Annotated in this window: 26 protein-coding genes and 1 pseudogene; 9 read left to right on the top strand and 18 right to left on the bottom strand. The window is 46.6% G+C overall.

Features of this window, described 5'->3' with window-relative positions; all coding sequences use genetic code 11:
- Positions 1-271, bottom strand: a pseudogene (locus NAF29_RS11675) (transposase); the annotation flags it as partial.
- 98 nt (positions 272-369) lie between these two features.
- Between NAF29_RS11675 and NAF29_RS11670 the strand changes: the two are divergent.
- The 4 genes from NAF29_RS11670 to NAF29_RS11655 all read left to right on the top strand — a co-directional run bounded on the left by NAF29_RS11670 (position 370) and on the right by NAF29_RS11655 (position 3,052).
- Complete coding sequence (locus NAF29_RS11670) at positions 370-624, top strand: type II toxin-antitoxin system Phd/YefM family antitoxin (protein ID WP_005526636.1); 255 nt, start codon at positions 370-372, stop codon at positions 622-624.
- Positions 617-886 carry a Txe/YoeB family addiction module toxin gene (locus NAF29_RS11665; RefSeq protein WP_251261741.1) on the top strand — a complete coding sequence of 90 codons (270 nt, stop codon included), beginning with the start codon at positions 617-619 and terminating at the stop codon, positions 884-886. Before NAF29_RS11670 ends, NAF29_RS11665 begins: the two co-directional genes overlap by 8 nt.
- Positions 887-1,257: 371 nt before the next feature.
- Positions 1,258-1,866, top strand: coding sequence for an HAD-IB family hydrolase (locus NAF29_RS11660; RefSeq protein WP_251261740.1), 609 nt, complete (start codon positions 1,258-1,260; stop codon positions 1,864-1,866).
- A gap of 43 nt (positions 1,867-1,909) precedes the next feature.
- The gene (locus tag NAF29_RS11655; RefSeq protein WP_251261739.1) at positions 1,910-3,052 is read left to right on the top strand and encodes a hypothetical protein; all 1,143 of its coding nucleotides are present in this window, start codon (positions 1,910-1,912) and stop codon (positions 3,050-3,052) included.
- A 42-nt stretch (positions 3,053-3,094) separates the two neighbouring features.
- Here NAF29_RS11655 and NAF29_RS11650 read toward each other — a convergent pair whose 3' ends face one another.
- The 6 genes from NAF29_RS11650 to NAF29_RS11625 all read right to left on the bottom strand — a co-directional run bounded on the left by NAF29_RS11650 (position 3,095) and on the right by NAF29_RS11625 (position 8,381).
- Complete coding sequence (locus NAF29_RS11650) at positions 3,095-4,078, bottom strand: hypothetical protein (protein ID WP_251261738.1); 984 nt, start codon at positions 4,076-4,078, stop codon at positions 3,095-3,097.
- Between the two features lie 99 nt (positions 4,079-4,177).
- A complete protein-coding gene (locus tag NAF29_RS11645; protein WP_349665574.1) occupies positions 4,178-4,645 on the bottom strand; it encodes a nuclear transport factor 2 family protein in 468 nt (155 codons plus the stop codon).
- A 60-nt stretch (positions 4,646-4,705) separates the two neighbouring features.
- The gene (gene cynS, locus NAF29_RS11640; RefSeq protein ID WP_251261736.1) at positions 4,706-5,146 is read right to left on the bottom strand and encodes a cyanase; all 441 of its coding nucleotides are present in this window, start codon (positions 5,144-5,146) and stop codon (positions 4,706-4,708) included.
- A 32-nt stretch (positions 5,147-5,178) separates the two neighbouring features.
- Complete coding sequence (locus tag NAF29_RS11635; RefSeq protein WP_251261735.1) at positions 5,179-6,090, bottom strand: ABC transporter ATP-binding protein; 912 nt, start codon at positions 6,088-6,090, stop codon at positions 5,179-5,181.
- A 3-nt stretch (positions 6,091-6,093) separates the two neighbouring features.
- Positions 6,094-6,918, bottom strand: coding sequence for a nitrate ABC transporter permease (ntrB, locus tag NAF29_RS11630; protein ID WP_251261734.1), 825 nt, complete (start codon positions 6,916-6,918; stop codon positions 6,094-6,096).
- Positions 6,919-6,923: 5 nt separating this feature from the next.
- The gene (locus tag NAF29_RS11625; RefSeq protein ID WP_251261733.1) at positions 6,924-8,381 is read right to left on the bottom strand and encodes a CmpA/NrtA family ABC transporter substrate-binding protein; all 1,458 of its coding nucleotides are present in this window, start codon (positions 8,379-8,381) and stop codon (positions 6,924-6,926) included.
- Between the two features lie 396 nt (positions 8,382-8,777).
- On the opposite strand from NAF29_RS11625, the gene NAF29_RS11620 reads away from it, so the two are divergent.
- Positions 8,778-10,661 carry a sigma-54 interaction domain-containing protein gene (locus NAF29_RS11620; RefSeq protein ID WP_251261732.1) on the top strand — a complete coding sequence of 628 codons (1,884 nt, stop codon included), beginning with the start codon at positions 8,778-8,780 and terminating at the stop codon, positions 10,659-10,661.
- A 114-nt stretch (positions 10,662-10,775) separates the two neighbouring features.
- Here the strand turns inward: NAF29_RS11620 and NAF29_RS11615 are convergent, their stop codons facing one another.
- From NAF29_RS11615 to cspE, 5 genes are all read right to left on the bottom strand, one after another.
- Complete coding sequence (locus NAF29_RS11615; protein ID WP_251261731.1) at positions 10,776-11,921, bottom strand: acetyltransferase domain-containing protein; 1,146 nt, start codon at positions 11,919-11,921, stop codon at positions 10,776-10,778.
- Positions 11,922-12,148: 227 nt separating this feature from the next.
- Positions 12,149-12,325, bottom strand: coding sequence for a hypothetical protein (locus NAF29_RS11610; protein ID WP_251261730.1), 177 nt, complete (start codon positions 12,323-12,325; stop codon positions 12,149-12,151).
- 17 nt (positions 12,326-12,342) lie between these two features.
- On the bottom strand, positions 12,343-12,657 hold the full coding sequence (locus tag NAF29_RS11605) for a hypothetical protein (RefSeq protein WP_251261729.1): 315 nt from the start codon (positions 12,655-12,657) through the stop codon (positions 12,343-12,345).
- A complete protein-coding gene (locus NAF29_RS11600; protein WP_251261728.1) occupies positions 12,654-13,124 on the bottom strand; it encodes a cytochrome b/b6 domain-containing protein in 471 nt (156 codons plus the stop codon). Before NAF29_RS11600 ends, NAF29_RS11605 begins: the two co-directional genes overlap by 4 nt.
- A 488-nt stretch (positions 13,125-13,612) precedes the next feature.
- Positions 13,613-13,825 carry a transcription antiterminator/RNA stability regulator CspE gene (gene cspE, locus NAF29_RS11595; RefSeq protein ID WP_251261727.1) on the bottom strand — a complete coding sequence of 71 codons (213 nt, stop codon included), beginning with the start codon at positions 13,823-13,825 and terminating at the stop codon, positions 13,613-13,615.
- A 519-nt stretch (positions 13,826-14,344) separates the two neighbouring features.
- On the opposite strand from cspE, the gene katG reads away from it, so the two are divergent.
- Positions 14,345-16,528 carry a catalase/peroxidase HPI gene (gene katG / locus NAF29_RS11590; protein ID WP_285817726.1) on the top strand — a complete coding sequence of 728 codons (2,184 nt, stop codon included), beginning with the start codon at positions 14,345-14,347 and terminating at the stop codon, positions 16,526-16,528.
- Positions 16,529-16,708: 180 nt separating this feature from the next.
- Complete coding sequence (locus NAF29_RS11585; protein ID WP_251261726.1) at positions 16,709-17,653, top strand: chemotaxis protein; 945 nt, start codon at positions 16,709-16,711, stop codon at positions 17,651-17,653.
- A 63-nt stretch (positions 17,654-17,716) separates the two neighbouring features.
- Here NAF29_RS11585 and NAF29_RS11580 read toward each other — a convergent pair whose 3' ends face one another.
- Complete coding sequence (locus NAF29_RS11580) at positions 17,717-18,031, bottom strand: DUF3861 domain-containing protein (RefSeq protein WP_251261725.1); 315 nt, start codon at positions 18,029-18,031, stop codon at positions 17,717-17,719.
- Positions 18,032-18,054: 23 nt separating this feature from the next.
- The gene (locus NAF29_RS11575; protein ID WP_251261724.1) at positions 18,055-18,546 is read right to left on the bottom strand and encodes a DUF2798 domain-containing protein; all 492 of its coding nucleotides are present in this window, start codon (positions 18,544-18,546) and stop codon (positions 18,055-18,057) included.
- Positions 18,547-18,647: 101 nt separating this feature from the next.
- Between NAF29_RS11575 and NAF29_RS11570 the strand changes: the two genes are divergently transcribed.
- Positions 18,648-19,073, top strand: a complete 426-nt coding sequence (locus NAF29_RS11570; protein ID WP_251261723.1) for a MarR family winged helix-turn-helix transcriptional regulator — start codon at positions 18,648-18,650, stop codon at positions 19,071-19,073.
- Positions 19,074-19,136: 63 nt separating this feature from the next.
- On the opposite strand, the gene NAF29_RS11565 is transcribed toward NAF29_RS11570, so the two are convergent.
- The 4 genes from NAF29_RS11565 to NAF29_RS11550 form a co-directional block, all read right to left on the bottom strand.
- Complete coding sequence (locus tag NAF29_RS11565; RefSeq protein ID WP_251261722.1) at positions 19,137-20,012, bottom strand: radical SAM protein; 876 nt, start codon at positions 20,010-20,012, stop codon at positions 19,137-19,139.
- Between the two features lie 237 nt (positions 20,013-20,249).
- Positions 20,250-20,489: an HP1242/YdcH family protein gene (locus tag NAF29_RS11560; RefSeq protein WP_251261721.1), complete on the bottom strand. Its 240-nt coding sequence runs from the start codon at positions 20,487-20,489 to the stop codon at positions 20,250-20,252.
- Between the two features lie 54 nt (positions 20,490-20,543).
- The gene (locus NAF29_RS11555; protein WP_251261720.1) at positions 20,544-21,356 is read right to left on the bottom strand and encodes an SDR family NAD(P)-dependent oxidoreductase; all 813 of its coding nucleotides are present in this window, start codon (positions 21,354-21,356) and stop codon (positions 20,544-20,546) included.
- Positions 21,357-21,551: 195 nt separating this feature from the next.
- On the bottom strand, positions 21,552-22,397 hold the full coding sequence (locus NAF29_RS11550) for an enoyl-CoA hydratase/isomerase family protein (RefSeq protein ID WP_251261719.1): 846 nt from the start codon (positions 22,395-22,397) through the stop codon (positions 21,552-21,554).
- A 336-nt stretch (positions 22,398-22,733) separates the two neighbouring features.
- Here NAF29_RS11550 and NAF29_RS11545 point away from each other — a divergent pair, with 336 nt between their 5' ends.
- Positions 22,734-23,624 carry a LysR family transcriptional regulator gene (locus tag NAF29_RS11545; protein WP_251261718.1) on the top strand — a complete coding sequence of 297 codons (891 nt, stop codon included), beginning with the start codon at positions 22,734-22,736 and terminating at the stop codon, positions 23,622-23,624.
- The last annotated feature ends 57 nt before the right edge of the window (positions 23,625-23,681 follow it).

The raw sequence follows: 23,681 nt of genomic DNA, 5'->3' as shown, positions 1-23,681 counted from the left end.
GCAATGCGGCTCGAATCGGGCTTTTACGGCCCAATTCGCCCTCACCAAGAAGCCGTGCTTTGGCATTCGCTGTTGGGTAGTAAGATTTGTTGCTATGCCAGTGTTTATCGCCTTTGGGGCGGAATCCTACGTCACCTCGAACACGGCCAAGCCAAAACCAACCTTTGGCTTCAATCGCCCGAAACCAAGGGTTGCGGTAGCCTGCGTCGGTGACAACCAAGGGACAGCAGTTGGAAGGAATTAATATTATGAGGGGATTCCTAATATGCGGGCGTTAGTTGCCTTATCAATATCGCATGTTCAATTTACTGTACAAGTATATGAGTGAAGACTATACTTGTTCCATTAAATGTACATGTGGAGATTCTTATGAGAATTGTATCTTTTACTGAAGCTAGAAATGGTCTCAAAGCTGTTTTAGACGGTGTAGTTAATGACGCAGACACAACAGTCATTACACGCCGTGACTCTGAAGATGCCGTGGTTATGTCTTTAGACTACTATAATAGCCTTATGGAGACAGTGCACTTACTACGCTCTCCTCAAAATGCTGAACATCTAAACCGTTCAATAGCACAATACCGTGCCGGAAAAACAACTGCACGAGAGTTAATTGATGAGTAGTAGTCAACGTTTACTATCGTGGACTGATGAGGCTTGGGGCGATTACCTGTATTGGCAAACCCAAGATAAGAAAACACTTAAGCGCATCAACAAACTTACCAATGATGTGAAGCGTTCTCCTTTTGAGGGTATTGGTAAACCTGAACCGTTAAAAGAGAACTTATCTGGCTTTTGGTCTCGCCGTATTGACGACACTAATAGGCTGGTTTACGCAGTCGATGATCAAGCGATAACAATAATCTCATGTCGTTATCACTACTAAATCAGGCTCAGCGGTCGAGCATCTAACAAACAATTCAAGCAGACCCTCAACGCTTGCCATTTTTGGTTTGCAGGAATTTCAGTGGTTACGGCACTATGCTCAAGCTTTTGTAGAGCGTTGCGGGCTACTTAATGGGGCGTTATGCTTCCAAGTTACCCACGAAAAGTAGACACCCTGTATAGTTATATTAACCCTATATGGAGGTGCTCTCATGGCACGCAAAAAACACCAACATTACACCGAATAGTTCCGAAAAGAAGCCATCAAGCGCTCCGAGCAGCGGGGCGTTACTCCAGCGCAGGTTGCCAAAGCGTTGAGTTGTGCTGGTTCACATTGGCCCTATACAGGAACGTTGGATCTGAGGGAATGTTTTGAACATTGCACTGTTTGATTTTGATGGAACTATTACCCATGCAGATATGTACACCAAGTTTCTGCACTTCTCGGCAACCAAGCGACGATCTTTAATCGCGAAGATCGTATTGTCTCCATTTTTTATACTCTATAAGGTCGGTGTTCTGCGTGCTGCCAACATGCGGCGCATCGCTAGTTTTGTGGCTTTTTCGGGGCGAAAGGTTGATGAGGTGGTTGCGGTTGGGCAAGGGTATGCAGAAAATATTGTGCCTCAGTTCTTGCGTGAAGAGGCGCTGACTCAGCTGAGTTTACATACACAAAATGGCGATCAGATCGTTATCGTTTCTGCTTCTCTCGATGTTTATTTAAAGCATTGGTGCGCTCAAAATGGTTTTGCCTTAATTTGCAGTGAGCTTGAGGTTAAGCGTGGCAAATTTTCTGGGGGGTATGTAAACGGTGATTGTAGTGGTGTGAACAAGTCGAAATGGATTTGCGCTAAGTTTGATTTAGGACTGTACGATCGCGTCTATGCGTATGGCGACACCCAAGAAGATTTGGCAATGCTAAGCTTAGCTGATGAAGCTTATTTAAATTGGGCGCGGTATTGTGTTGATGCAGCGCGCTAATGGGGGCTTCACTTCGCGCTCATACACGATAAGGATGCCGTAAATGACTCCATTAACTGTTCCCTATACCTTCTGTATTACCGTCTCTGATGTGACCCAAACTCAAATGTTTGGTGAGCGAAGTGTTGATTACATCAAGCCGATGATTCATCAAGAAATGCTACAGATGCTCAATCGTTTTAGAGTGGTAAAGGAGGTGGCGTTGCCGGTGGTGTTAGAAGCGTCAATGGCGATCATCGAAGGCAAGAACTCAGGCGTGAGCAAGCGCGGGGAATTAATGTCGCGCGTGCGGCAGTCCTCAGGAGTTGAGTTCATTGCTTTGCCTGCTGATTTTAAACGCTATTTAGACGACGAGATTGCGCCTTTAGTCGCCGCTCAACCTGAAATTCTTGATCTTTTTCGTCCCAAGGATGCATCAGATTCCCCGTTCAATCCATTGTACAGCCACGCGGTGAGCCATGATTTCGACAAAGTCAGGCTGGAAATGGATGTGGTGGAGCGCACTTTAGAGAATATTCGTTTTTTGGGTGGAACCTTGTTGGCGCTGTTTGAAATTCAGTCTTTGCATGACTATCAGAAAACAATTCTGACCGACAAGCTCTCCCTTCATCCTCAAATTGTTGCGGCTTTTCATCGGGCGTCTCTGGTTGAAGAAGCCTTAGCTGGGCTGATGGGGGAATATAACGCGAGTAAGATTGAGCCCATTGCTGTTGGGTTTGATGTGGGAACCATTACCCTCAATAGCCCCATCAACGTGACGGTGAATCAACTTTTTATCAACATGAAGGGCGATAAAAGTGAGCGTAGCGAAAACGCTGAGCACATCAACATTGCCAAGCAACAACGAAATATTGCGGTCGTCATGCTGGTACTTAGCCTCGTTGGCCCAGCGGCTTCTGATCATGTGCCTGTTGCTGTGCAACCCACGGATAATCTCGAAGACAAGTACATTCAGGATATTAGAAAGGGCATTAAAGACGGTGACTGCCGACTCCAACAAGCAATGTTGAAAGAGCTGGAATACTACAAAGGGCCAATTGACGGCGAATGGGGAAATGACTCTAAGAAAGCCGCCGGTGACTTGTGCCGCAGCATGGGAATGGTATGTATAGATGAAGATTCTGAGATCTTAATCTTGGCATTGTCTAAAATAATGGCCTCTATTCAAACGCCAAAACAGGATTGAATCCACTTGGGTGAGCCTGTTGTTGCTTATAAGATCACGGCCTTACTTGACGTCGTATCTGAGTAGCACTTCATTATCCAGCACTACATTCGTTGACCAAATAAAATGAGCGCCTGCGCCGCTAAATTGCTCAATGAAATTCATATACGCCTTTTTATTATTCACGCCAATCTCGTCTTCTGTATAGCGTGTGGCTTGAGGCCAGTCGCTTGAATCAAACTCTTGCTCCATCCAATTTTCGGGGGTCTCCCAGTGTGCGGCGTAGGCATTTTGTCCTTGGTCTGTGCCTTCTATAGAGCAGCTTTCTGACAGGCGTTGTCCCAGGTTTTCTTGCAGACAAGCGAGGTCGTAAATAGGAGCGGTGTAGAAGGTTTGGGCTTGCCAATCTGAGTTCGTGACGGTGCCGTCGCTAAAGCTGGCAATCAAGCCGCCATCGCCGGGGTGGTAGTCGTTTCCGCGATTGTTTTCAGTGCCTAAACCTAAATGCTCCTCCCAATCAACCACTTTAATGGCAATGCTATAAGGCGTGTTGACCTTGAATTTCACCAGGCTCGAATTAAAGGGCGTGAACGGTACTGTGTCTACCGCCACAAGAGAGCCGTTGATATACAGCTCGAAGTAATTGTCGGCAAAGATATAACCGGTGATTTCCTCGCCGTCTGAATCGATGATGGCAACCGGTACCGATGCTTCGTCAACCTCTGTGAGATTTTTGGGCGTGATGCCTGCACACCCTTCATAAAGGTCGGCAGCTTTGGGGCCACTGACAAAATTGTTCGTGGCGGGCACCGTCCAAACGTAACCCTCAGAATCTTTGATGATGCCCATGCCTGCCATTCGACTGCGCCCGTTTTTACACTCAAACAGGGTGTTGGCCATGGTTTGAGCCGGACCTTGGGTAATGCGGGCTGTACCCGTGTAATGGCTATCGCTAGTTGCCCAAGGCATATCTTGTGATGGGGTGCAGCCTGTGGCAACTATGGCGAGACTAAAAAGTGCAATAACGAGCGTTGTGTTGGCGCGCATTGGGGCTGTGTCCGTTTGTTGAGGCGAGTGACTTTAGCCTAGTTTGAAACACAAACGAACACAAAACCACACCGCGGCTACCCTGTATCCTAAGCGGCATCACAAGCCTAATTCGCTAAGACTTGGGTAATCCTCGGGTCTTACGTCATCTGTCCAAATTAGTGTTCGGTCGGATTTATCAATAGCCACATCATTAATGCTGGCGATTCTGAGCTCCATTAAGCCTTGTTGATTAAATTGCCAATTTTCATTGCCGTAGGAGCGATACCATTGGCCGTTTGTGTCGTGCCATTCGTACGCAAAGCGAACAGCGATACGGTTGTCTGTGTATGCCCACAGTTCCTTGCATAAGCGGTATTCAAGCTCTGTTGCCCACTTGTTGGCAAGGAACGCCTCGATCTCTGCTCTGCCTTGAATGAACGCTGAACGGTTACGCCACTGACTCTCTGGTGAATAGGCTAACGCCACGGCAGAAGGGGTTTTGCGATTCCATGCGTCTTCAGCTTTACGAACTTTGATGGCTGCTGAGTCGACATCAAATGGCGGAAAAGGGGGGCGTGATTCAATTTTCATGGAGTGCTCCGGTTGAATTGGAAAAAGGCTCAGTAGGGGACTGAGCCGACTGTATTACCATGATTTGTAGGGAAGGAACTTGCCGTTGAGCGTGAGCAGAACGCGGTCGCCTTTGGGGTCTTCAATTTTGTCTACTTCCATGGAAAAGTCGATAGCGCTCATGATGCCATCTCCAAATTTTTCTTGGATCACTTCTTTGAGCGTATCACCGTACACGCCTACAACTTCATAGAGGCGGTAAATGAGGGGGTCGGTGGGCACTGCTTGGTCCCATATTTTAGTGGGAAATGCAGCGAGAGCGGCGGCAACTGAGTCGTCAAGCCCGAGATAGCTGGCAATGGCAGTTGCTTTCTCTTGTGGAGCGGAGTTCATGCCTAAGCATGCGGATGCCAGCCAAACCGGTGACATATTGAGATCTACCGCCATTTTTTCCCAGGTTAGCCCAAGTTTTTGCTTGGCGGAAACGATGGTGTCGGTCATTGTTTCTTTATTCATAAAACCCTCCTAGGGGCGCTTATTTGAGGTGGTTAAGCAGCCGGTTGGCTACTGGCTTCAGCTTCATTAATGGTGTGCAGCTCTGATGTTTGTTCAGTGTCTACCAGCGGGTCCACCGTCAGGGGCTGCGAGTTGCGTTCGGTTTGTTTGCCTGCAAGTTGTGCCGAACGGTTAACAAGGAAATTCACCAAGTGATTTCTAATTTTGTAGTATCCCGGGTGCTGAATGATCTCAGCTCTGGAGCGCGGGCGCGGTAAGTTAATAGACACCGATTCAGCCACGCGCGCGTAAGGGCCGTTGGTCATGAGTAATATTCGGTCGGCTAATAAAATGGCCTCGTCCACATCGTGTGTGATCATAAAGACGGTTTGCTTCGATTCGCTCCATATTTTAATCAGCTCTTCTTGAATAACCCCCCGCGTGAGTGCATCTAACGCTCCAAAGGGCTCATCGAGTAGTAACAATTTAGGTTGAGTGGCAAAAGCACGTGCAATGCTAACTCGTTGGCGCATACCGCCTGAGAGTTGCGAAGGCTTACGCTCAATCGAGTCTGATAAACCCACCATATTGAGGTACTTGATACTATGCGCTTGAACTTGCTCCTTCGACCATTCGGGCCAGCGTGCTCTGACCCCAAAGTTTACATTTTGTAGTGCCGACAGCCACGGCATGAGACTGTAATTTTGAAACACCACGCCGCGTTCAAGGCTGGGCCCCGAAACTTCTTTACCGTCCATAATAACGCCGCCGGACGAGGCTTCATCTAGCCCTGCAAGAATGTTGAGGATGGTAGATTTACCGCAGCCGGAATGGCCGATGATGCAGATAAATTCGCCGCGTTGAATGCTAATGTTCACGTCTTCAAACACGACCAAGTCATCTGCTTTGCCTGATGATGGGAAGGTCTTGGTTAACCCTTCAATGGATACAAGTGGTTTTTCCATGACTTACTCCTCGTACTGAACTAATCGAGACGCGGCCGACAATGCCATGTCTAAGGCCATGCCGACGATGCCGATCATTAAGATGGAAAAGATCACGCTCGTTAGGTCGAGGTTGTTCCATTCATTCCAAACGTAGTAGCCAATTCCCGTACCGCCAACCAGCATTTCTGCTGCCACAATAACCAACCAAGCGATCCCAATGGAGATGCGCATGCCGGTTAAAATGGTGGGCGCTGCGGCTGGCAAAATGACGGTGAGTGCTGTTCGTATTTGGCTAAGTTCGTGAGTTTGAGCTACACGCACCCAGTCACTTCGAACGTTGGCCACGCCAAACGCGGTGTTGATCAGCATGGGCCATATGGAGCAAATAAAGATGACAAAAATAGCGCTTTGTTCGGAGTCTTTAATGATGAACAAGGCGAGGGGCATCCATGCGAGTGGCGAGATGGGCCTTAGCACTTGAATGAATGGATTCAGTGCTTTGTACATGAGCGGCGACATGCCGATCACAAACCCTAGCGGAATTGCGATGGCGGCCGCAGCTAAATACCCAGAGAGTACCCGATACAGCGAGTAAGCTAATTGAATCCCTATTCCTTTATCGTTGGGGCCTGCATCATAAAATGGATCGCTGAGTTCTTCCCAAGCGCGCACAAGCACGCTGGAAGGTGGTGGTACTCTGGCTTCTTTATCGACGCCCCCCATGAGCAATTCAAACTCGGTGAGGGCTTCTGTTGCAGCGGGTGGTTGATTTAACCCCTCCCATAACCCGAGCAATACAGCGAGAAACACAAATCCGACAAGGGTTGATTTTTGGTTGAGCGTCATTCGAGTTACCTCTTGATCTCAAAACTATTCACATAGGCGTCAGGCTGTGTGTAATCAAACTTTTTACCCATAATGGTGTAGTTCTGATAAGTTTTGGAAGGTGCCTCGTAGCCCAAGTCTTTCATCACTTTTGCGGTGTCGGATGCCACATACACTTGCTCGGCAATTGAGTTGTAATCAACGTCACCTGAGATGTAGCCCCAGCGCTTCATTTGAGTGAGGATCCACACCGCCATGGAGTGCCACGGGAATGGGTCAAAGTCGATACGGTCGGGCACATCCAATACTTTGTTTTCTAAACCATCCACATAGCGCCCGGTTAACACTTGTCGGATCACAACCTCTGGTTGGTTCAGGTAGTTTTTAGGCGCAATGGCGGCTGAGATCTCCGAGCGGTTGGCGGGATTTGCTGAATAATGAGTGGCATCCACGATGGACTTGAATAGTGCAGCGTATGTATTGGGCATTTCGGTGGCAAACTTCTGGCTACAAGCAAATGCACAGCACGGGTGGCCTTCCCAGATTTCTTTGGTGAGTAAGTGAATGAAGCCCACTTTTTCATACACGGCGCGTTGGTTAAATGGGTCGGGAGATAAGTATCCGTCGAGGTTGCCTGCGCGTAAGTTAGCGACCATTTCTGGCGGTGGTACAACGCGGATCTGAATGTCTTTATCAGGGTCAAGGCCAAACTCTGCCACGTAGTAGCGCAGTAAAAAGTTGTGCATCGAATAGTCAAACGGCACACCAAACTTAAACCCTTTCCATTGTTTCGGGTCGCGTTTATCTTTGTGTTTGTTGTGTAACACAATGGCTTGGCCATTGATGTTTTCCACTGCTGGCATGAGGTAAGGTTCTGCCGTTGACCCCGCGCCCATTGTCATGGCTAATGGCATGGGAGTGAGCATGTGCGAGGCGTCATATTCTCCATTCAATGATTTGTCGCGAGCAACCGCCCAGCCTGCTGTTTTGATCACCTCAACATCAAGCCCGTACTTTTCGTAGAACCCCATGGGATGCGCCATGATAATGGGGGTTGCGCAGGTAATGGGTACAAAGCCAACCTTGAGCTTAGTTTTTTCTAGTGGCCCCATGCCTTCTTTTACGGCGGCTTTCACTTTGTCCATAGGAATGACTGAAGCTAAAGCCGCTGCGAGTGTGCCGCCGCCAACGGTGCGAATGAATTTACGGCGGCTTTGGTCGTGCTGTCCAAATACACCGCGCACAATGGCATTTTCAATGGCTTGATCCATCATGTCTTCAGACGATGGGAATGCTGTTTGAGATTGAGCTGTTGACGTTGGCTGAGTCACGCCATCGGCTTGACGCTCCATCAATTCAGAGCGCTGTTTTTGTGTGAGTTGAATGCCTGCTTTGCTGGCAGCACAGTCCGCGCATTCGCACTTTGAGGTGTGAGTTAAACCGACTTTGTCGTCGTATGGGTTTCCTAGGCTTTTGATTGGCATTGCTGAGTCCTTCCCTTCAATAGTGAAAGCTTCGGTGATCAGAGGACGCAACAGGTGTGGTTAATTGTTGTGCAAAGTTTGTGCTCTGTTGATCTGATTTGGAGCAAATACGCTTTGCGTTACTTCTTCAACAAAGTTGCCTTCCTGTTCACCAAGCTGAATTGATTACGATATAAGTGGTGTTCAAAACAGAAGTAGCAATACCAATGCCATGTGTTTTTATATGGTTAAGTTGTTTTAAAACAGTGGCTTAATGAATTTTTTTGGGTGGAGTGAAACTACGGTATTTCGTAATTTACGAATCTTCGTAGTGAAGATTACGAACATTCGTAGTCATTGGCTTAAATATTGAACAAGTTAAAAAAACCGTATCGAACTTGTTGTTGGGTTGTACGTATGCAGGACTCCATTGAGCAACTAGCATTTTGGCATTCACCGATTCCTCAATTGATGATTTGCCCTAAAAAAAATGAAATTAAAACTGCGAATCAAGCCGCATGCTGTTTGTTGTCTATTCGTATCGAAGCGCTCAATTGCATGACGGTGACTCAGTTGTTTCGCAACTGTTTGGCTGAACTCATGGTGTTTACGCAAGAAGCACTTTGCCGAGGTAATGCTTGGTCTGACACGCTTGTTGCTACGCCAACAAATGATGATGACAGCATTCGATTAGAGATTTCGGCGAGCAGTATGTCTGTGGCCGGAACGCCTTTTCTGCAACTGTCATTTCAAGATGTAGAAACGGTTGATCAATATCGCGTGCGGGCAGATGCACACAGCCACTATCGTTCTGGTATTGCGCATTGGCAGCGTATGGCACGCGTATTTCAAGATTTTGAGAAGGAAAACAGACTTATCTTGGAGGCCGCAGGCGAAGGGATTTACGGCATTGATGCAAATGGATCTACCACCTTTATCAACCCTGCAGCCGAGCGAATTTTAGGCTGGAAAGCCGATGAAATAATTGGCAAAAATATTCATACAGCCATCCATTTTAAGCATGCCAACGGGCAGCACTATCATGTTGAAGATTGTCCCATTTATCACGCCTTTCAGGAAGGCGTTGTGCATACCATCGACAACGAAGTGTTCTGGTCAAAACAGGGGGCGCCAATTGATGTGGAATACACCAGTACGCCCATCAAAGACAATGGTCATGTGATTGGCGCTGTGGTGATATTTCGTGATGTATCACACCGGAAATTAGCCGAGAAGCAATTGCTCGCTGCGATGAATCAAGTTGAAGAACTCCGGCAGCAACTTGAATTGGAGAACGCATATTTACAAGAAGAATTGTCGTCTGAATTCAACCATCATCAAATTATTGGTAAGTCCGCTGAGCATTCTCAAGTGATTCATCAAATCGAGTTAGTGGCGACAACAGATGTGACAGTTATGATTACGGGCGAATCAGGCACCGGCAAAGAGCTCATCGCACGTGCCATTCATGACTTGAGTAAACGTAGCGACAGACCTTTGATTCGAGTGAATTGCGCAGCGATCCCGGGTGACTTATTTGAAAGCGAGTTTTTTGGTCACTTGAAAGGGGCATTTACCGGGGCAACTAGCGATCGCCCTGGACGCTTTGAATTGGCCAATGGCGGGACTCTATTTTTGGATGAAGTCGGTGAAATTCCATTGGCACTTCAAGGAAAACTTTTACGAGTGCTGCAAGAGCAGCAGTTTGAGCGGGTTGGTGATTCAATCACACGGCATGTCGATGTTCGAATTATTGCGGCCACTAATAAAGACCTTTCGAAAATGGTTCAGAGCAATGAGTTTCGTGAAGATTTGTACTTTCGGCTTAATGTGTTTCCTGTGGAATCTGTTCCATTACGTGCTCGCGTTGATGACATTCCGTTGTTGGCGCAACACTTTTTAGAGCGCGCGAGTATTCGTGCCGGTAAGCCCAACGTGAAGATATCATTGGCCCAGCTTGAACACTTAAAGCAGTACCATTGGCCGGGTAATATTCGTGAGCTGGAAAATGTGATTGAGCGCGAAGTGATTCTGGCACAGGGCGAGTCGTTGCGCTTTGAACGCTTGTTGCAAGAATCGCCCTCCACTAATCTGGTTGAAGAAGCTCCCGCAGTGGTGTTTACCGAGTACGATCAAAAGCAGCAGCAGCGACAAGCGATCGTTCGTGCTTTGCAGACTTCTCAAGGCAAAGTATTTGGTAAAGACGGTGCAGCTGAATTGTTGGGCATAAAACCCACCACACTGGCATCGCGCATTAAGAAGTTGAAATTGAATCCGGCGAGCTTTAAATCAATCAAATAACGCTACGTATCGAACTTTGCAGAGCATTTTTTGATTCACCAAAGGGCGTCCTTGCCGCTTTGATTTCACGTTATTTGGCATTCTATCTGCAAAGACTTTGTGAAAAGTACCTTGTTAAAAATACTTCGCCCACGTTGAATGACCTTGATGTTTATAACGCCCAAACGCGCGAGTTGGGAAGTACATCGCAAAGCCGAGTGTGGCAGTCATGAGCCAGATTTGCCACATTGCATTGAAGCCGAAATAATCGCCAACGTTGGGCCCAAAGGCGGCGAGCATCGCCCAATACAACAACAGCAATACGTACAAATGAACAATGTAGAAGAACATAGGCGCGCGGCCAAAGGTTCTTAATATTTGCCAAACTGGAGATGACCAATGCTCAAACACAGCCAGCAGCAATAGGCCGATACCTACAGTGAACAATAGAAAGTCGAGTGAGGGCGGATATTTGGTGAAATTCAAAAAATCCATGGTGGTTAACATCAAGTTGGCTTGTGATTGCCATGCAACAGTCTCACCGTAAATATTAAAGCCGCGCAGCAGCAATAAGCAGGCTAATGCGCTTAACCCTAAAGCCACCAACCATGATTTTCGTTGGCTTGAAGGTAAACTGGCTTTAAACAATGGGCCCGCAAAGTAGCCCAATGCAATGACTCCAATCCACGGCAGAACCGGATAAGACGCTCGCACGTTAATGACAGCGTCGGTGACTAAGTAGTCTCGGTCATGCAGAATCGTCCACAGCCAATAACCTGTTTCGTCGGGGGCGAATGAAATAGGCGTGAGTGCGTTGTGGCCGAACACAATGAGCGCGCCAATAACGCCAATCCATAAGCGGGGCAGGTAGCTCAACGCGGCCAAGCTAATCATGCTGATGCCAATGGCCCAGATCACTTGAAGGTACAGCGTGTGATAAGCCCCGAACCATGAAAAGTTCACCACCGTCATTTCAAGTGCAATGAGCAGTAAGCCGCGTTTCAGCAGAAATTGACCCACAGGTCTGGGGGCGCCTGTTTTGGGGTTGGCATAAAGCCAAGCGGATAACCCGGTCAGAAACACAAAAATAGGTGCGCACAAGTGGGCTGATAAACGGGTGAAAAATAGGCTCGGATCAGTGGCTTGAATATCCATTGGATCGGCCACTTGTTGATGAAGATAAAAACGCTCTCGCACATGGTCGATGAGCATGATCAGCATGACTAGTCCACGGAGTACGTCGATGGATGAAATTCTGGAAGGTTTGGAGGTTGAGGTCATGGCGTTCCATGTGGATTAAGTGGGTTGTGGTGGTGCTAATGGGCATCGCAATTAAACGTGATATGAACGCGGAGGCGGCCGGTTAACTGCACACCAAGCAGTGTCTACAGTTTTCAATAACAGCTAAACTTGTGATTGAACAGGTTGCCTGGGCACAATTTGACCATGGGCTGATTGTTTACTGTGACGAAACCAAACAAGCATACCTAAGTATAAGACGGTTGGCTTTAGTCCGGATCAATAATTTCGCCTGAACGATCACCCACATCGGGTGTGTTGAAACTGAGCTTGGCTTGATGATCAGCAAGCGCAGCAATGTGCTTTGGCCGGCATAGGTGGATTGCTTGAGAGTGTGAGATTTGACGCTTTATGAAGGCAAAGCGAGCACGGATGTCAGTACTCACCTTGCATTGCTGTTAAATTACGAGGGTCTGATGCGTTTCATCAAAGTCTTCACTAGACCCGCTAACTTAAGCCAGCCTATGGTGATGAGGAGCGGCACACCAATGAGCACTATTTCTTTAACGAATGGCAGAATATACATCATATAAGATGGCATATTACGCTTGCCACCTTCTGCCGGCCCCTGTTCTTCCGCTCCATGAGAATAGCCAACTTGGTTGATATGATCGGCCCATTGCGTGTTCTCTAGTGCAATCATGCACACACTCACTAGTACTGAAATACACATCACAATGAGGGTTCGGCGCTGCCAGCTTTGTTTGAGGTATTTCATGATGAAACCTCCTTGGCGAACATGCGTTTGGTAAGCTTCGCGATCCAGCCCCAATGCAAGGCCAAATGCACACCCAACATGGGCATTAGCAGAGTGCAGGAATCGTGGTGTATCTTCGACCAAAAATCCTGAATATGAAGATCAATATTCAGCGCAGGCAACAATGCCACTGAGACTAAAAAGCCACTCACAAAGCCGAGTATCATCATGAGGTAAAGCAAATAATTCCAAACAATGTTGAAACGCTCTTTCGCAGGGAGCTTGCCAAATAAACGGCGGAAGCTTTGTTTAAACCAATCCCAATGCAATAAAATATGAATCGCAAAAGGAATGATAAATACAATGCTCAACCACTCATGAAGCGGCACACCGGTGGCTTGCGGAGCTGAGATGATCATAAAACTGATGAGCAATAGCCCATCCATCACGTATCGTGTTTTTTGTAAACTCTGTTTCCAATCTGACATTAAGAGTTGTCCTAGCTAACTTCTATCGAATGAACCAAGTGTTGGAGGGATATAGCGGGGAGCACCACCTTACTGATTGTGTTTCACAACATCAACTTAGCTCAGGCATTGTTGTGTCAAGTAGTGTCAAGTTACGTCAGTTTGTGTGGTTTTATCTTCGATTGATTGAAAATTTAACGTTTTTTGATACGAATGAATTCGCTTGGAGCAAATCACTTTAATGATGAATTGGGTGTTGTGTTTGATGATCAATCTGTAAAAGACACTTAGGTTGTCAAAGGCAGTATCGATAAATTGATGGCTCGAATGCCCAATTGGGCCAAGAAAATTATAGAAGCCATTATGGAAGCGTTGCAGCTAACACGAGGTGTACGTTAATTCAAATCAAGTACGAAGTGGACTGGGGGTTGATGGGCGACTGTTTGGTGCAGGAGGCACTATAAAAACGAGCGCCAATAGCATTAATGCCATTGGCGCTCATTGAGTACTTAAAGTACTACAACGTTAGCAGCTTGAAGACCTTTTTGGCCTTGCTCTACGTCGAAAGATACTTTTTGGCCGTCAGCAAGAGTTTTGAAGCCTTCAGAAGCAATCGCACGGAAGTGAACGAATACGTCAGCGCCGCCGTTGTCTTGAGTAATGAAGCCGAAGCCTTTCTCTTCGTTGAACCACTTAACGATACCAGTTGTTTTATCAGACATGTTCTGTCCCTTATCTATATTTGAAGTAATAAATCTGTCGCAATAATGCGTTGCGCTGAAAAGGTTGAATTATTGAATGACGATGAAGCTAAGGGAACCACTGAGGATAACAACAATAATGAAGAGATTCTGAGGATTTACTTTTACTTATTTTTCATTAATAACTCTGAATTACAGAGCAAACGCGCATACTACATTGTGTGCGAGAATTATCAAGGATTATTTGACAAAATGAAATGAGAGTCAATGCATACTAGGTAATAATCTCAAATACTTTGTATTTTTCTGCATTTTGATTTCATTTTAAGATCATCTCAGTGGTGCCATTCTGGATTTAAAGAAACGTAAAGTAGGAAGATAAACAGTGGCTAAGCGTCTACAATTGAAGGCTCATGATTACCTCCGAGCTAGGGTTGTTACTTCGGCTTGTATACCCAGAGTTGGGACGTTGAGCTGAATCGTTTAGGCATAACCTTCGCTCAATAACTCTAATCTTTTTAAAGACTTTGGGATATAAAAATGAGCCAGTCAGACCCTGCATCAAAATGTCCAGTATTACACGGCGCCAATACACAAATTGAACCTCAGCAACTTGTTTGGTGGCCTAAAACTCTCAACCTCGACATTCTTCATCAACACGACACCAAAACTAATCCATTTCAAAGTGACTTCTCTTACCCTGAGGCCTTTGCTGATCTCGACTTTGAGGCGGTGAAAAGTGATTTAATTGCCCTCATGACGACAAGCCAAAATTGGTGGCCTGCCGATTGGGGGCACTATGGCGGCCTTATGATTCGTATGGCATGGCACTCGGCTGGAACTTACCGAATTGCCGATGGCAGAGGCGGCGCTAGTCGCGGTAATCAGCGATTCGCACCGCTTAATAGCTGGCCAGACAATGGCAACCTCGACAAAGCTCGTCGTTTACTTTGGCCCATTAAGAAAAAATATGGTGATTCATTGTCGTGGGCCGATCTGATTATTCTTGCCGGGAATATGGCCTACGAATCAATGGGGCTTAAAACTTTTGGTTTTGCCGGCGGGCGTGAAGATATTTGGCATCCAGAAAAAGACATTTACTGGGGCGCAGAGAAAGAATGGCTAGCAGAGAGCGATAGCGAAGGCAGCCGTTACTCCGGTGAACGTGATTTAGAAAACCCACTTGCCGCGGTCATGATGGGGCTAATTTACGTGAACCCAGAAGGCGTTGATGGCAAGCCCGACCCGATTAAAACAGCGCATGATGTGCGGGTCACGTTCGCTCGAATGGCAATGAATGATGAAGAAACAGTGGCGCTAACCGCTGGTGGCCACACCGTTGGTAAAGCGCACGGTAACAATAGTATGGAACACGTGGGCCCAGAACCTGAAGCGGCTGAAGTTGAAGATCAAGGCTTAGGTTGGCTTAATAAAACCACCCGCAGTGTGGGGCGAGATACGCTCACAAGTGGCATTGAGGGGGCTTGGACTACTCATCCAACACAATGGGACAATGGCTACTTTCATCTATTACTCAATTACGATTGGTGGACAACTAAAAGCCCCGCAGGCGCTTGGCAGTGGGAACCGGTGAACATTAAAGAAGAAGATAAGCCAGTGGATGTTGAAGATCCGAGCATTCGCTGTAATCCGATTATGACTGATGCTGATATGGCGATGAAGTTTGATCCCGAATATCGGAAAATCGCAGAACGTTTTTACAATGATCCCGCTTATTTTTCAGAGGTGTTTGCTCGCGCTTGGTTTAAACTCACGCATCGTGACCTAGGGCCTAAATCTCGTTACTTGGGGCCTGATGTGCCCAGTGAAGATTTAATATGGCAAGATCCTGTTCCTGCACATCCCACACACATAACTGACTCTCAAATAGCGACATTAAAAACAGCTATTTATCAGCGCGATATTCCAACTGCCGACCTGATAGCAACGGCATGGGATAGTGCGCGAACATTCAGAGGCTCCGATCGCCGAGGCGGTGCAAATGGGGCACGTATCCGCTTGGCGCCACAACTCAACTGGCAAGGCAATGAACCCGAGCGCTTAGCACGAGTACTGGCGGCGCTTGAGGCCATAAAAGCCGAACAAGGTATTGATATCAGCATTGCCGACTTGATTGTATTAGCAGGCAGTGCTGCGATCGAAAAAGCTGCAAAAGCGGCAGGTTTTGAAGTGCAGGTGCCATTTTCTGCTGGACGGGGCGATGCAACCGATGCCATGACTGATGCCGAGTCGTTTGATGTGCTAGAACCGCTTCATGATGGCTACCGCAATTGGCTAAAAGCTGATTACACCGTCACCGCTGAGGAACTTATGCTGGAACGGACTCAACTGTTGGGGCTGTCGGCTGTTGAGATGACCGTATTGGTTGGTGGAATGCGGGTACTCGATACCAACTACAATCATGCTCAGCATGGTGTATTTACCAACAATGTTGGCGTATTGAGTAACGATTTCTTTGTTCATTTGACCAGTATGGAATACAGCTGGGAACCCAAGGGCAACAATTTATACCATTTGGTGGAGCGCGAAACTGGCGCGGTTAAATGGACCGCCACCCGGGTTGATTTGGTGTTTGGATCGAACTCTATCTTGCGCTCCTACGCTGAACATTACGCACAAGACACCAATAAGGCTAAATTTGTGGAAGACTTCATTGCCGCATGGGTCAAAGTGATGAATGCTGACCGCTTTGACTTGAAATAACCTCTAAGTCATTGAAGGTGGAGCAATGTCTGAGTTCCACCTTCTATTAAATTCGCAATGGACTAGGCCTGTTTGTGCGTTTTTTTTTTGCTAACTTGCTCTGGTTCATTTCCGTAAGGCGGCGTAGATAGTATTGTTAACCGGTGTGTTGTGTTGGAATTTCAGTGTTAGCGAGCAACTATGAGTAAACAAACGAGCCAAAGCCAAGGGTTACTTCACTTTTATCTCACTTCAAATCAACTGTTTGCCATTGGCACCATGAAGGTCAAGGAAATTGTGCCTTATGTGCCGTTAACTAATTTACCCAACTCGCACTCGCATGTGATTGGTTCCGCTTCGATGAGGGGCATCACCGTCTCTGTGGTTGATTTGGCGGCGGCTGTGGGTTTTCGTCCCGTTCCGGCGGAGCAAGTGAAGTCATGCTTTATTATCGTGGTGGATATTTGTCGCCAAACCGTGGGCTTTTTGGTGCGGAAAATCGACAAAATCAGTGAGTGTCGCTGGGATGATATTAAGCCAGCGCCTGTTTCTGTAGGTGAACACGCATTTATCTCCGGTGTCACTCGTAGCGACGACAAATTAATTCAATTGCTTGATATTGAAATGATCTTAGAAGCGACCTACCCAGAACAGTTTAATCAAACAGACATTGAATTAACGCTGCCAGAACAAGCCTTATTAAGCAAAATGAATATCTTGCTGGTGGATGATTCTGCTACAGCTAGAAGGCAACTCAGTGGTGCGCTTGATAGTATTGAAGTGGACTACAAGGTGACAGATAACGGCAAAAGCGCACTGGACATGATGGAGCTCGCAGCGGCTCAAGAAGAACCTTTTCAAATTGTAGTTTGCGATATTGAAATGCCACGGCTTGATGGTTATGAGCTCACGTTTGAAATTCGCTCGAATCCTAAATTGAGTAATGCTTTTGTGATTCTTCACACCTCTTTGTCGAGCGAGATTAGTGTTGACCGCGCCAAGCAAGTTGGAGCAAATAATGCGTTGACGAAGTTTGACGCTCACGAGCTCACACAAGCCATGGTGAAAGGAGCGAAGTCGTTTACCAGTGACAATTCTAATGCAGCGATGACAGACCAAGACGCAGATATCGACTCACTGTTGTAACCCAAACAATAAGAGGCCCGAGCAAGATTATGCATGATCTTGCTCGGGCCTTTTTGGGCGTGTTTATTGAGGTTTTTGCCCTTTCACAATCGCCTTTAGATTCAACATAAAGGCTTTGAAGTGAGGCATGAATTCGACAAACACCGGATGCTTTCGATGCGCCATCATCATTGGCCCTAGCAATCTCAATGCAACCCCGACCTGAGTGGACGTTTGTGCGTCGAGGCCGCTGGTTTGCTTGAGCTTTTCGATGAGCGTAAACATGTCTTCTCGGTCGAGCGCTTCGAACTGCAAAGTCTGCGCGGACTCGCCATCATTGAGGTTGGTTTTCTCAATGGTGATTTGATATGTGTTCATTCGTTTAGATTGAGCATTCATAGTCTTCTCCAATGGTTGGCGGGTTAGCTTTTTAAGAAGCGTTCGATTTTGGGTTTAATGGTTAACGTCATCATCATCATCATGGTTAAGGCAAAGGGAAGTGCTACAACAAATCCTTTCAACCAGGCTTGTGAAAATACTGCCATGTCGGTAAATCCAATGTTATTTGCCGCGGTGGCAAAGGCCATGATCAGCTCCATATGAATGGCCATCGCCAGTCCTACGAGTACGTTTTTTTGAGTCTCAGATGCATGAGGTAAGACTCGATGAGCGAGCTTGGTGAACAACGTCATGAGTACCAATCCAGCGGGCATTAAAAATAAAGCAGCAGTGATAAACGAGCTGACCCAGTCCGCATAAAATGTGTTTGTGAGCCCCACATTCATGTAGGTCATAATGCCCGTGAGTGTACCGCCAATGAGCATCATCAAAATCATCATCAACAGCACCTTATAAATGAGCGGAGTTCTGGTTTGTGCTGGTAACGGCGTTGCGAGTGTTACTTGTGAAGTCATCTGAGGGCTCCGGACTTGAATTGATTCAGAATAAGGTTGATAATGTCAACTATATATTAATAGTTGATAATGTCAACTAGTTTGTCCGGGAAGGTTGTGAAATGAGCCAGTTACGGTCGTTAGATGATGTGTTTTTTTTGGTGCATACTTTAAAGCGTCAAATGCATGAACGAGTAGAGCAGTTGGGTTTGAACATTACTCCTATGCATGTCCGAGTGATGAAAGTGATTCAGCGTAAATCGCCCTGCACAGCGGTGGATGTCGCTCAATTTTTACACCGCGATAAGGGCCAAATTACGCGGTTGTTAAACGCGTTACTGGAACTCGAATTAGTTCAGAAAGTCCCTAATCCCGAGGACAAGCGGAGTCAATGTCTGCTGATCACAGACAAAGGTGAACGTATTTTTAAACACGTGGCCACGATCGATACGCAGGTGCTGGATAAAATGACGCAGAATATTACGCCTGAAGAAATCGCTGAGTTTCAGCGTATCGCGAGCCGAATGGCAGAGAATCTTGCTGAATAAATGCAAGCCAGAGCGAATGTCTGCTCTGGCTTTGTTTTAGGGTTGCTTCGTGGCCGACGCGGGTTACCAAGCAAACGTTTGAATCACGTTTTCTTGGGTGATCGGGTTATGCGCAATATTTTCATTAATACGCTCTAAAAAAGGCAACCGAGAAGACGGAAAGCTCCCTCGCATGGGTGAAATGTTATTGCCATGATCCCCCCAGTAATAACAGTCGAAATCCTCTAGGTTTTCGAGCAGGTACTTCTCTTCTTCGAGAATTTGTAGCGGTGTTGGCAATGTAAACTCGCCGCGCTGCATTTCGCGCTCTAACTCAGAGCCCGGTTGTATTGCTAGCGCCATCGGCGCGATCGCATCTGGTTTCATGATATTAATCAGGCTGGTAGTATTCACTGCATGTTCGTGCGAGCGCTCTTTACCGCCTAGACCAAAAATCACCGATGCCAAGACCTTAATGTTGGCCTCGCGTGCCATTTCCATACCTTCAATAGCATGTTCACGCGTCATTCGCTTTTTAATGCGTTCAAGCACAATGGGGTCACCTGATTCTAAACCGGAGTAGGCCATGCTCAGTCCCGCCGACCGAATCTCTTTGAGTTCAGTGATGGATTTACGACGAAAGTCATTGAAGCCAGAATATAGCGAAATATTCTTAATTTCCGGAAAGGTCACTTTGATCTGATCCAGAATGGCGATTAACTTCTCGGTGCGTATTGCCATGACATTTCCGTCCACTAAGAATATAGATTCAACGTGACGGTAGCGTTGGCGCGCTTCGACGATATCTAAGAAGATGTCTTCAAGTTCTCTGACCTTGAAGCGTTTGTCGTCGAACATGGTGCAGAAGGTACACTGATTGTTGCTGCAACCTAATGTGGTTTGAATCAGTAAGCTCTCTGCTTCCATCCAAGGGCGATAAATTTTACCTTCGTAATGCATATGGATTCCTCATTAGGTGAATGGTGATGCGGCAGAGCTTATCAATCTTGGCTGCGATTGATAATGAGCGGCTTAGAGGAATTAGTATTAAAAAATAATTAATAATCAGGTCAGGGGGTATAAGGGATCTGCCGCCCTTAAAGAGTTAGGGCGGTGAATGGTTTTCTGGAACATGAATGCTATAAATTGCTTTTTTGTAAATAATAAAGCGATTCATTTATGCGTGATTGCACCATGTTATGCCGCGATTATACGTTGATAAAGCGAATCTTTGAGTACCGAGCGGTTGTGTTTTAAGGTGTGCATGGCATCGTCTTCGATGGGAGCGCCTTTGAGTTCTAGCTTTCGAATTTCTTCATCTAATTGGTGGTATGTCTTTGCATCTTTGGCAAACGTTGGATCGGCGCTTATGAGCGCGTTAATCGTATCTTTTGATTCTGGGAAATCGTGTATGAGTGAATGACTTTCGCCTAACATAAGTGCTTCTCCTGCATCGTGGTTGTTCAATTGATGAAAGGGCGAATTGCGCCCTTATTGTGTTTTATCTTCGATAACTTGTTGAATGATAGAAACAAGTGCTTGGCATTTACTGACATTGAGCGCGTCGGAATGGGGGGCTGTAAAGCGGCCTGAATCATTGTCGAAGTATTTACCGCTGGCGTTGGCAAAGTCGTCGTCTAATGCGGCGCGACATAATACTTTAGCGCCAATTTGCAGGTCACCTCCGTCAACTCCATATGCCTCTTTGACCATTTTGCTGCCTAAAAATGAGGCTGGGTTTACGGCGATCACCGCAGGCCCTTGAGTGCCGAGTGAGGCTGCTAAATGGGCAGACCACATGGTTAAGGCAAGTTTACTTTGGGCGTAAATAGCGCTGTCGTTTGGCCCTGCACTACGACTGACAAGCGAGGCAAAATCAACCGGTGATTGTGCTGCTGAAGACAGGTTGACGATACGTCCTGTGTGGTCAAACAACGGCTGTAGCTGTTGAGTGAGTAGGTAAGGCGCAATGGTATTGACCACAAATCGCACGTCTAGATCATCCACTGTGGTGATTTGAGAGACTTTATACACTCCGGCGTTGTTAATGAGCACATCAAGCGAGTTGTGTTTAGCCTTTACTTCGTCTGCTAGATTTTGCACGTCGGCGAGGTTTGATAAGTCGCTCACGTAGCTCTCAATAGGATTTGCACCTTCGATGCTGGCCAGCTGTTCGGCAACGCCTTGCAATTTGGTGGGGTTACGTCCATGAATTAATACATGGTGCCCCTGCGATACCAGCATTTTTGCTGTTTCAAATCCAATACCGTCAGTTGAGCCGGTGATAAGAATCGTTTTTTTCATGCTTGGTTGTCCATTCTCGCAATTGACCGTGGTAGGTCTTCATCAATAAATGTGAGTGTTCACTCAATAAAAAGCAGGGCTGAATATCAGCCCTGCATGATGAGTGGGTTCAATGCTGGCGCTTTTGTTGCTTTAAGTATAAGTATGGCCGATTAAAAAAGTTACGCATGCGCTGTGAGTCAGTGATTGGCTTGACTAAGTAATGTCTTGAACATCCATCACTAATTTTTCCCAATTTCTTTGGTTGTCAAGCGAGTGCTCTAAGCCTTGTTCGTCAGCAATGCCAAAACGTTTTACCGCTGGAGTTTTGCTGGTGGCTTGATAAAGCCAATAAGCTTCCGCTTTGAGGGCCTCATCAATGGGTTTATCAATCGACTCATACACGGCTTTTTTACATGCATTAATCGATTCTGCGGGAAACTTGGCAATGCGTTTGGCGAGTGTATCGACATATTCACCAATCTCGTCTGGTTCAAGTGCTTTATTAATGGTGCCATAAGCTTCGGCTTCGTCGGCATCAAAGTCGCGAGCGCTTAAGATAATTTCTAGTGCGCGTCCCAACCCAACTTGTCTGGCCATACGCGATGCTCCGCCACCACATGGCAAAATGCCCATCGCAACTTCCATTTGCATGAGTTTGTATTTACCACGAGCTGCGAATCTCATGTCGCAAGCAAGTGCGAATTCATGTCCGCCACCGCGGGCAAAACCTTCAAGTTTGGCGATGGTTGCCTGTGGCAATTTACTGATGCGCTCAAGAACAGATTGCAAATCGAGTAATTGGACTTCTTCTCGGCTTACGGCCTCGCAGGACATATCTTTAAGGAGGTTTGTGTCGTAATGACAAACCCATATTTCTGGATTGGCAGACTGGAATACCACGACTTTAATATCACGGTCGCGCTCTAAGCGCAGTGCTAGGCCATTGAGGTCGGCTAGCATTTCTTGGCCTTGAACGTTCACAGGGCCAAAATCAAATGTGACGGTCAAAATGCCATCTTCTACGACGGCGGTAAATGTGGTGTAGCCTTCATAAGCCATGGTGTATTCCTTGGTTCAATGGTGATGAGTAAAGACAGCGAGACCTTAATCAAGCTAGCAACAGTTTTGTAACTCAACAATTAATCAAAGCAAGAAACAGTATTTAATAATTGTTAATAGCCAGTTGTATTAAAGACGGGTGGTTTCTATTTTTTTAGTTGATTTTTAATACGTTTGATGGATTTTTAAGGTGAGGGAACTGAGTCTGTCGTAGTGGGGTAATATGAAATTTACGCTATAATTATTTAATATTTGTTAAAAAATGTGCGAGCATCTCATGGTCATTGAAGGGCTGGGCGAGCCTTCAATTCACTCTAAAACAGTAAGTGACCCGTCATGAATATTGAGCATCTTCGTTTGTTTGTGCGCCTTGCATCGACGCACAATATTAGCCAAGCAGGGCAAGAGCTGGGCCTATCGGCTCCGGTATCGAGTATTCACATTAGTAAGCTCGAAGAAAGCTTAGGCACACGGCTCGTTCACCGAACAACACGTAAAGTGTCTTTAACCGAAGAAGGCTTAGAATTTCTTCCGCATGCGAAGCAGATCCTGGCGTCTGTTGATGCCGGTATTGCCTCTGTCGGCACCGGTAATAAGCTGCCCAAAGGTGTCCTTCGTATTACGGCTTCAGCATCTTTTGGGCGAATGCATGTCATTCCTGCATTGAAAGGCTTTTTAGATCAGTACCCTGATTTATCCATTGATATTTCATTAACGGATTCGATGGTTGATTTGGTGGACGGCGGTTTTGATATTGCGATTCGTAACGCCAATCTGCAAGACTCAAGTTTAATTGCGCGCAAGCTGGCAGAAGACAAGCGCATCATTTGCGCGGCGCCTGCTTATTTGGAAAAGCACGGTATTCCTAAAACGCCAGAAGATCTGAAAAAACATCAATGTATTCATCATGCTGGCCTGTCGCAGTGGACATTTGAAACCGCCAAAGGACGTGTGAGTTTTAAAGGCAAAGGTAATATCAGAACCGATCACGGCGAGGCGGTGCGCGATGCGTGTGTAGACGGGTTAGGTATTGCCATGTGCGCCACTTGGATTGCTTACAAGCACTTGCAAAGTGGTGCCTTGGTGCAGGTGTTGGAAGACTATCCTTTGATTGATGACGCGTCGATTTGGGCGGTGTACCCCACCTCGAAATTGTTAGCGCCGCGAGTGCGCGTCTTTATCGAGTACTTTTCGCAATACTATGGGTCGCCTCCCTATTGGCAGTAAGATTAAGGAAGGTGTTGAGTGCTACACGAAGAAGGCCGCGATATTGATATATCACGG

Source organism: Echinimonas agarilytica, assembly GCF_023703465.1.
GTDB lineage: Bacteria > Pseudomonadota > Gammaproteobacteria > Enterobacterales > Neiellaceae > Echinimonas > Echinimonas agarilytica.
The sequence above is the reverse complement of the archived record's forward strand: the minus strand, read 5'-3'. Positions and strand labels throughout refer to the sequence as shown.

What these genes read in the sequence shown, in the direction of transcription:
- NAF29_RS11670 (WP_005526636.1), top strand. Translation starts at nt 370, where the DNA reads ATGAGAATTGTATCTTTTACTGAAGCTAGAAATGGTCTCAAAGCTGTT.
- NAF29_RS11665 (WP_251261741.1), top strand. Translation starts at nt 617, where the DNA reads ATGAGTAGTAGTCAACGTTTACTATCGTGGACTGATGAGGCTTGGGGC.
- NAF29_RS11655 (WP_251261739.1), top strand. Translation starts at nt 1,910, where the DNA reads ATGACTCCATTAACTGTTCCCTATACCTTCTGTATTACCGTCTCTGAT.
- NAF29_RS11650 (WP_251261738.1), bottom strand. Translation starts at nt 4,078, where the DNA reads ATGCGCGCCAACACAACGCTCGTTATTGCACTTTTTAGTCTCGCCATA.
- cynS (WP_251261736.1), bottom strand. Translation starts at nt 5,146, where the DNA reads ATGAATAAAGAAACAATGACCGACACCATCGTTTCCGCCAAGCAAAAA.
- NAF29_RS11635 (WP_251261735.1), bottom strand. Translation starts at nt 6,090, where the DNA reads ATGGAAAAACCACTTGTATCCATTGAAGGGTTAACCAAGACCTTCCCA.
- ntrB (WP_251261734.1), bottom strand. Translation starts at nt 6,918, where the DNA reads ATGACGCTCAACCAAAAATCAACCCTTGTCGGATTTGTGTTTCTCGCT.
- NAF29_RS11625 (WP_251261733.1), bottom strand. Translation starts at nt 8,381, where the DNA reads ATGCCAATCAAAAGCCTAGGAAACCCATACGACGACAAAGTCGGTTTA.
- NAF29_RS11620 (WP_251261732.1), top strand. Translation starts at nt 8,778, where the DNA reads ATGCAGGACTCCATTGAGCAACTAGCATTTTGGCATTCACCGATTCCT.
- NAF29_RS11615 (WP_251261731.1), bottom strand. Translation starts at nt 11,921, where the DNA reads ATGACCTCAACCTCCAAACCTTCCAGAATTTCATCCATCGACGTACTC.
- NAF29_RS11605 (WP_251261729.1), bottom strand. Translation starts at nt 12,657, where the DNA reads ATGAAATACCTCAAACAAAGCTGGCAGCGCCGAACCCTCATTGTGATG.
- NAF29_RS11600 (WP_251261728.1), bottom strand. Translation starts at nt 13,124, where the DNA reads ATGTCAGATTGGAAACAGAGTTTACAAAAAACACGATACGTGATGGAT.
- cspE (WP_251261727.1), bottom strand. Translation starts at nt 13,825, where the DNA reads ATGTCTGATAAAACAACTGGTATCGTTAAGTGGTTCAACGAAGAGAAA.
- katG (WP_285817726.1), top strand. Translation starts at nt 14,345, where the DNA reads ATGAGCCAGTCAGACCCTGCATCAAAATGTCCAGTATTACACGGCGCC.
- NAF29_RS11585 (WP_251261726.1), top strand. Translation starts at nt 16,709, where the DNA reads ATGAGTAAACAAACGAGCCAAAGCCAAGGGTTACTTCACTTTTATCTC.
- NAF29_RS11580 (WP_251261725.1), bottom strand. Translation starts at nt 18,031, where the DNA reads ATGAATGCTCAATCTAAACGAATGAACACATATCAAATCACCATTGAG.
- NAF29_RS11575 (WP_251261724.1), bottom strand. Translation starts at nt 18,546, where the DNA reads ATGACTTCACAAGTAACACTCGCAACGCCGTTACCAGCACAAACCAGA.
- NAF29_RS11570 (WP_251261723.1), top strand. Translation starts at nt 18,648, where the DNA reads ATGAGCCAGTTACGGTCGTTAGATGATGTGTTTTTTTTGGTGCATACT.
- NAF29_RS11565 (WP_251261722.1), bottom strand. Translation starts at nt 20,012, where the DNA reads ATGCATTACGAAGGTAAAATTTATCGCCCTTGGATGGAAGCAGAGAGC.
- NAF29_RS11560 (WP_251261721.1), bottom strand. Translation starts at nt 20,489, where the DNA reads ATGTTAGGCGAAAGTCATTCACTCATACACGATTTCCCAGAATCAAAA.
- NAF29_RS11555 (WP_251261720.1), bottom strand. Translation starts at nt 21,356, where the DNA reads ATGAAAAAAACGATTCTTATCACCGGCTCAACTGACGGTATTGGATTT.
- NAF29_RS11550 (WP_251261719.1), bottom strand. Translation starts at nt 22,397, where the DNA reads ATGGCTTATGAAGGCTACACCACATTTACCGCCGTCGTAGAAGATGGC.
- NAF29_RS11545 (WP_251261718.1), top strand. Translation starts at nt 22,734, where the DNA reads ATGAATATTGAGCATCTTCGTTTGTTTGTGCGCCTTGCATCGACGCAC.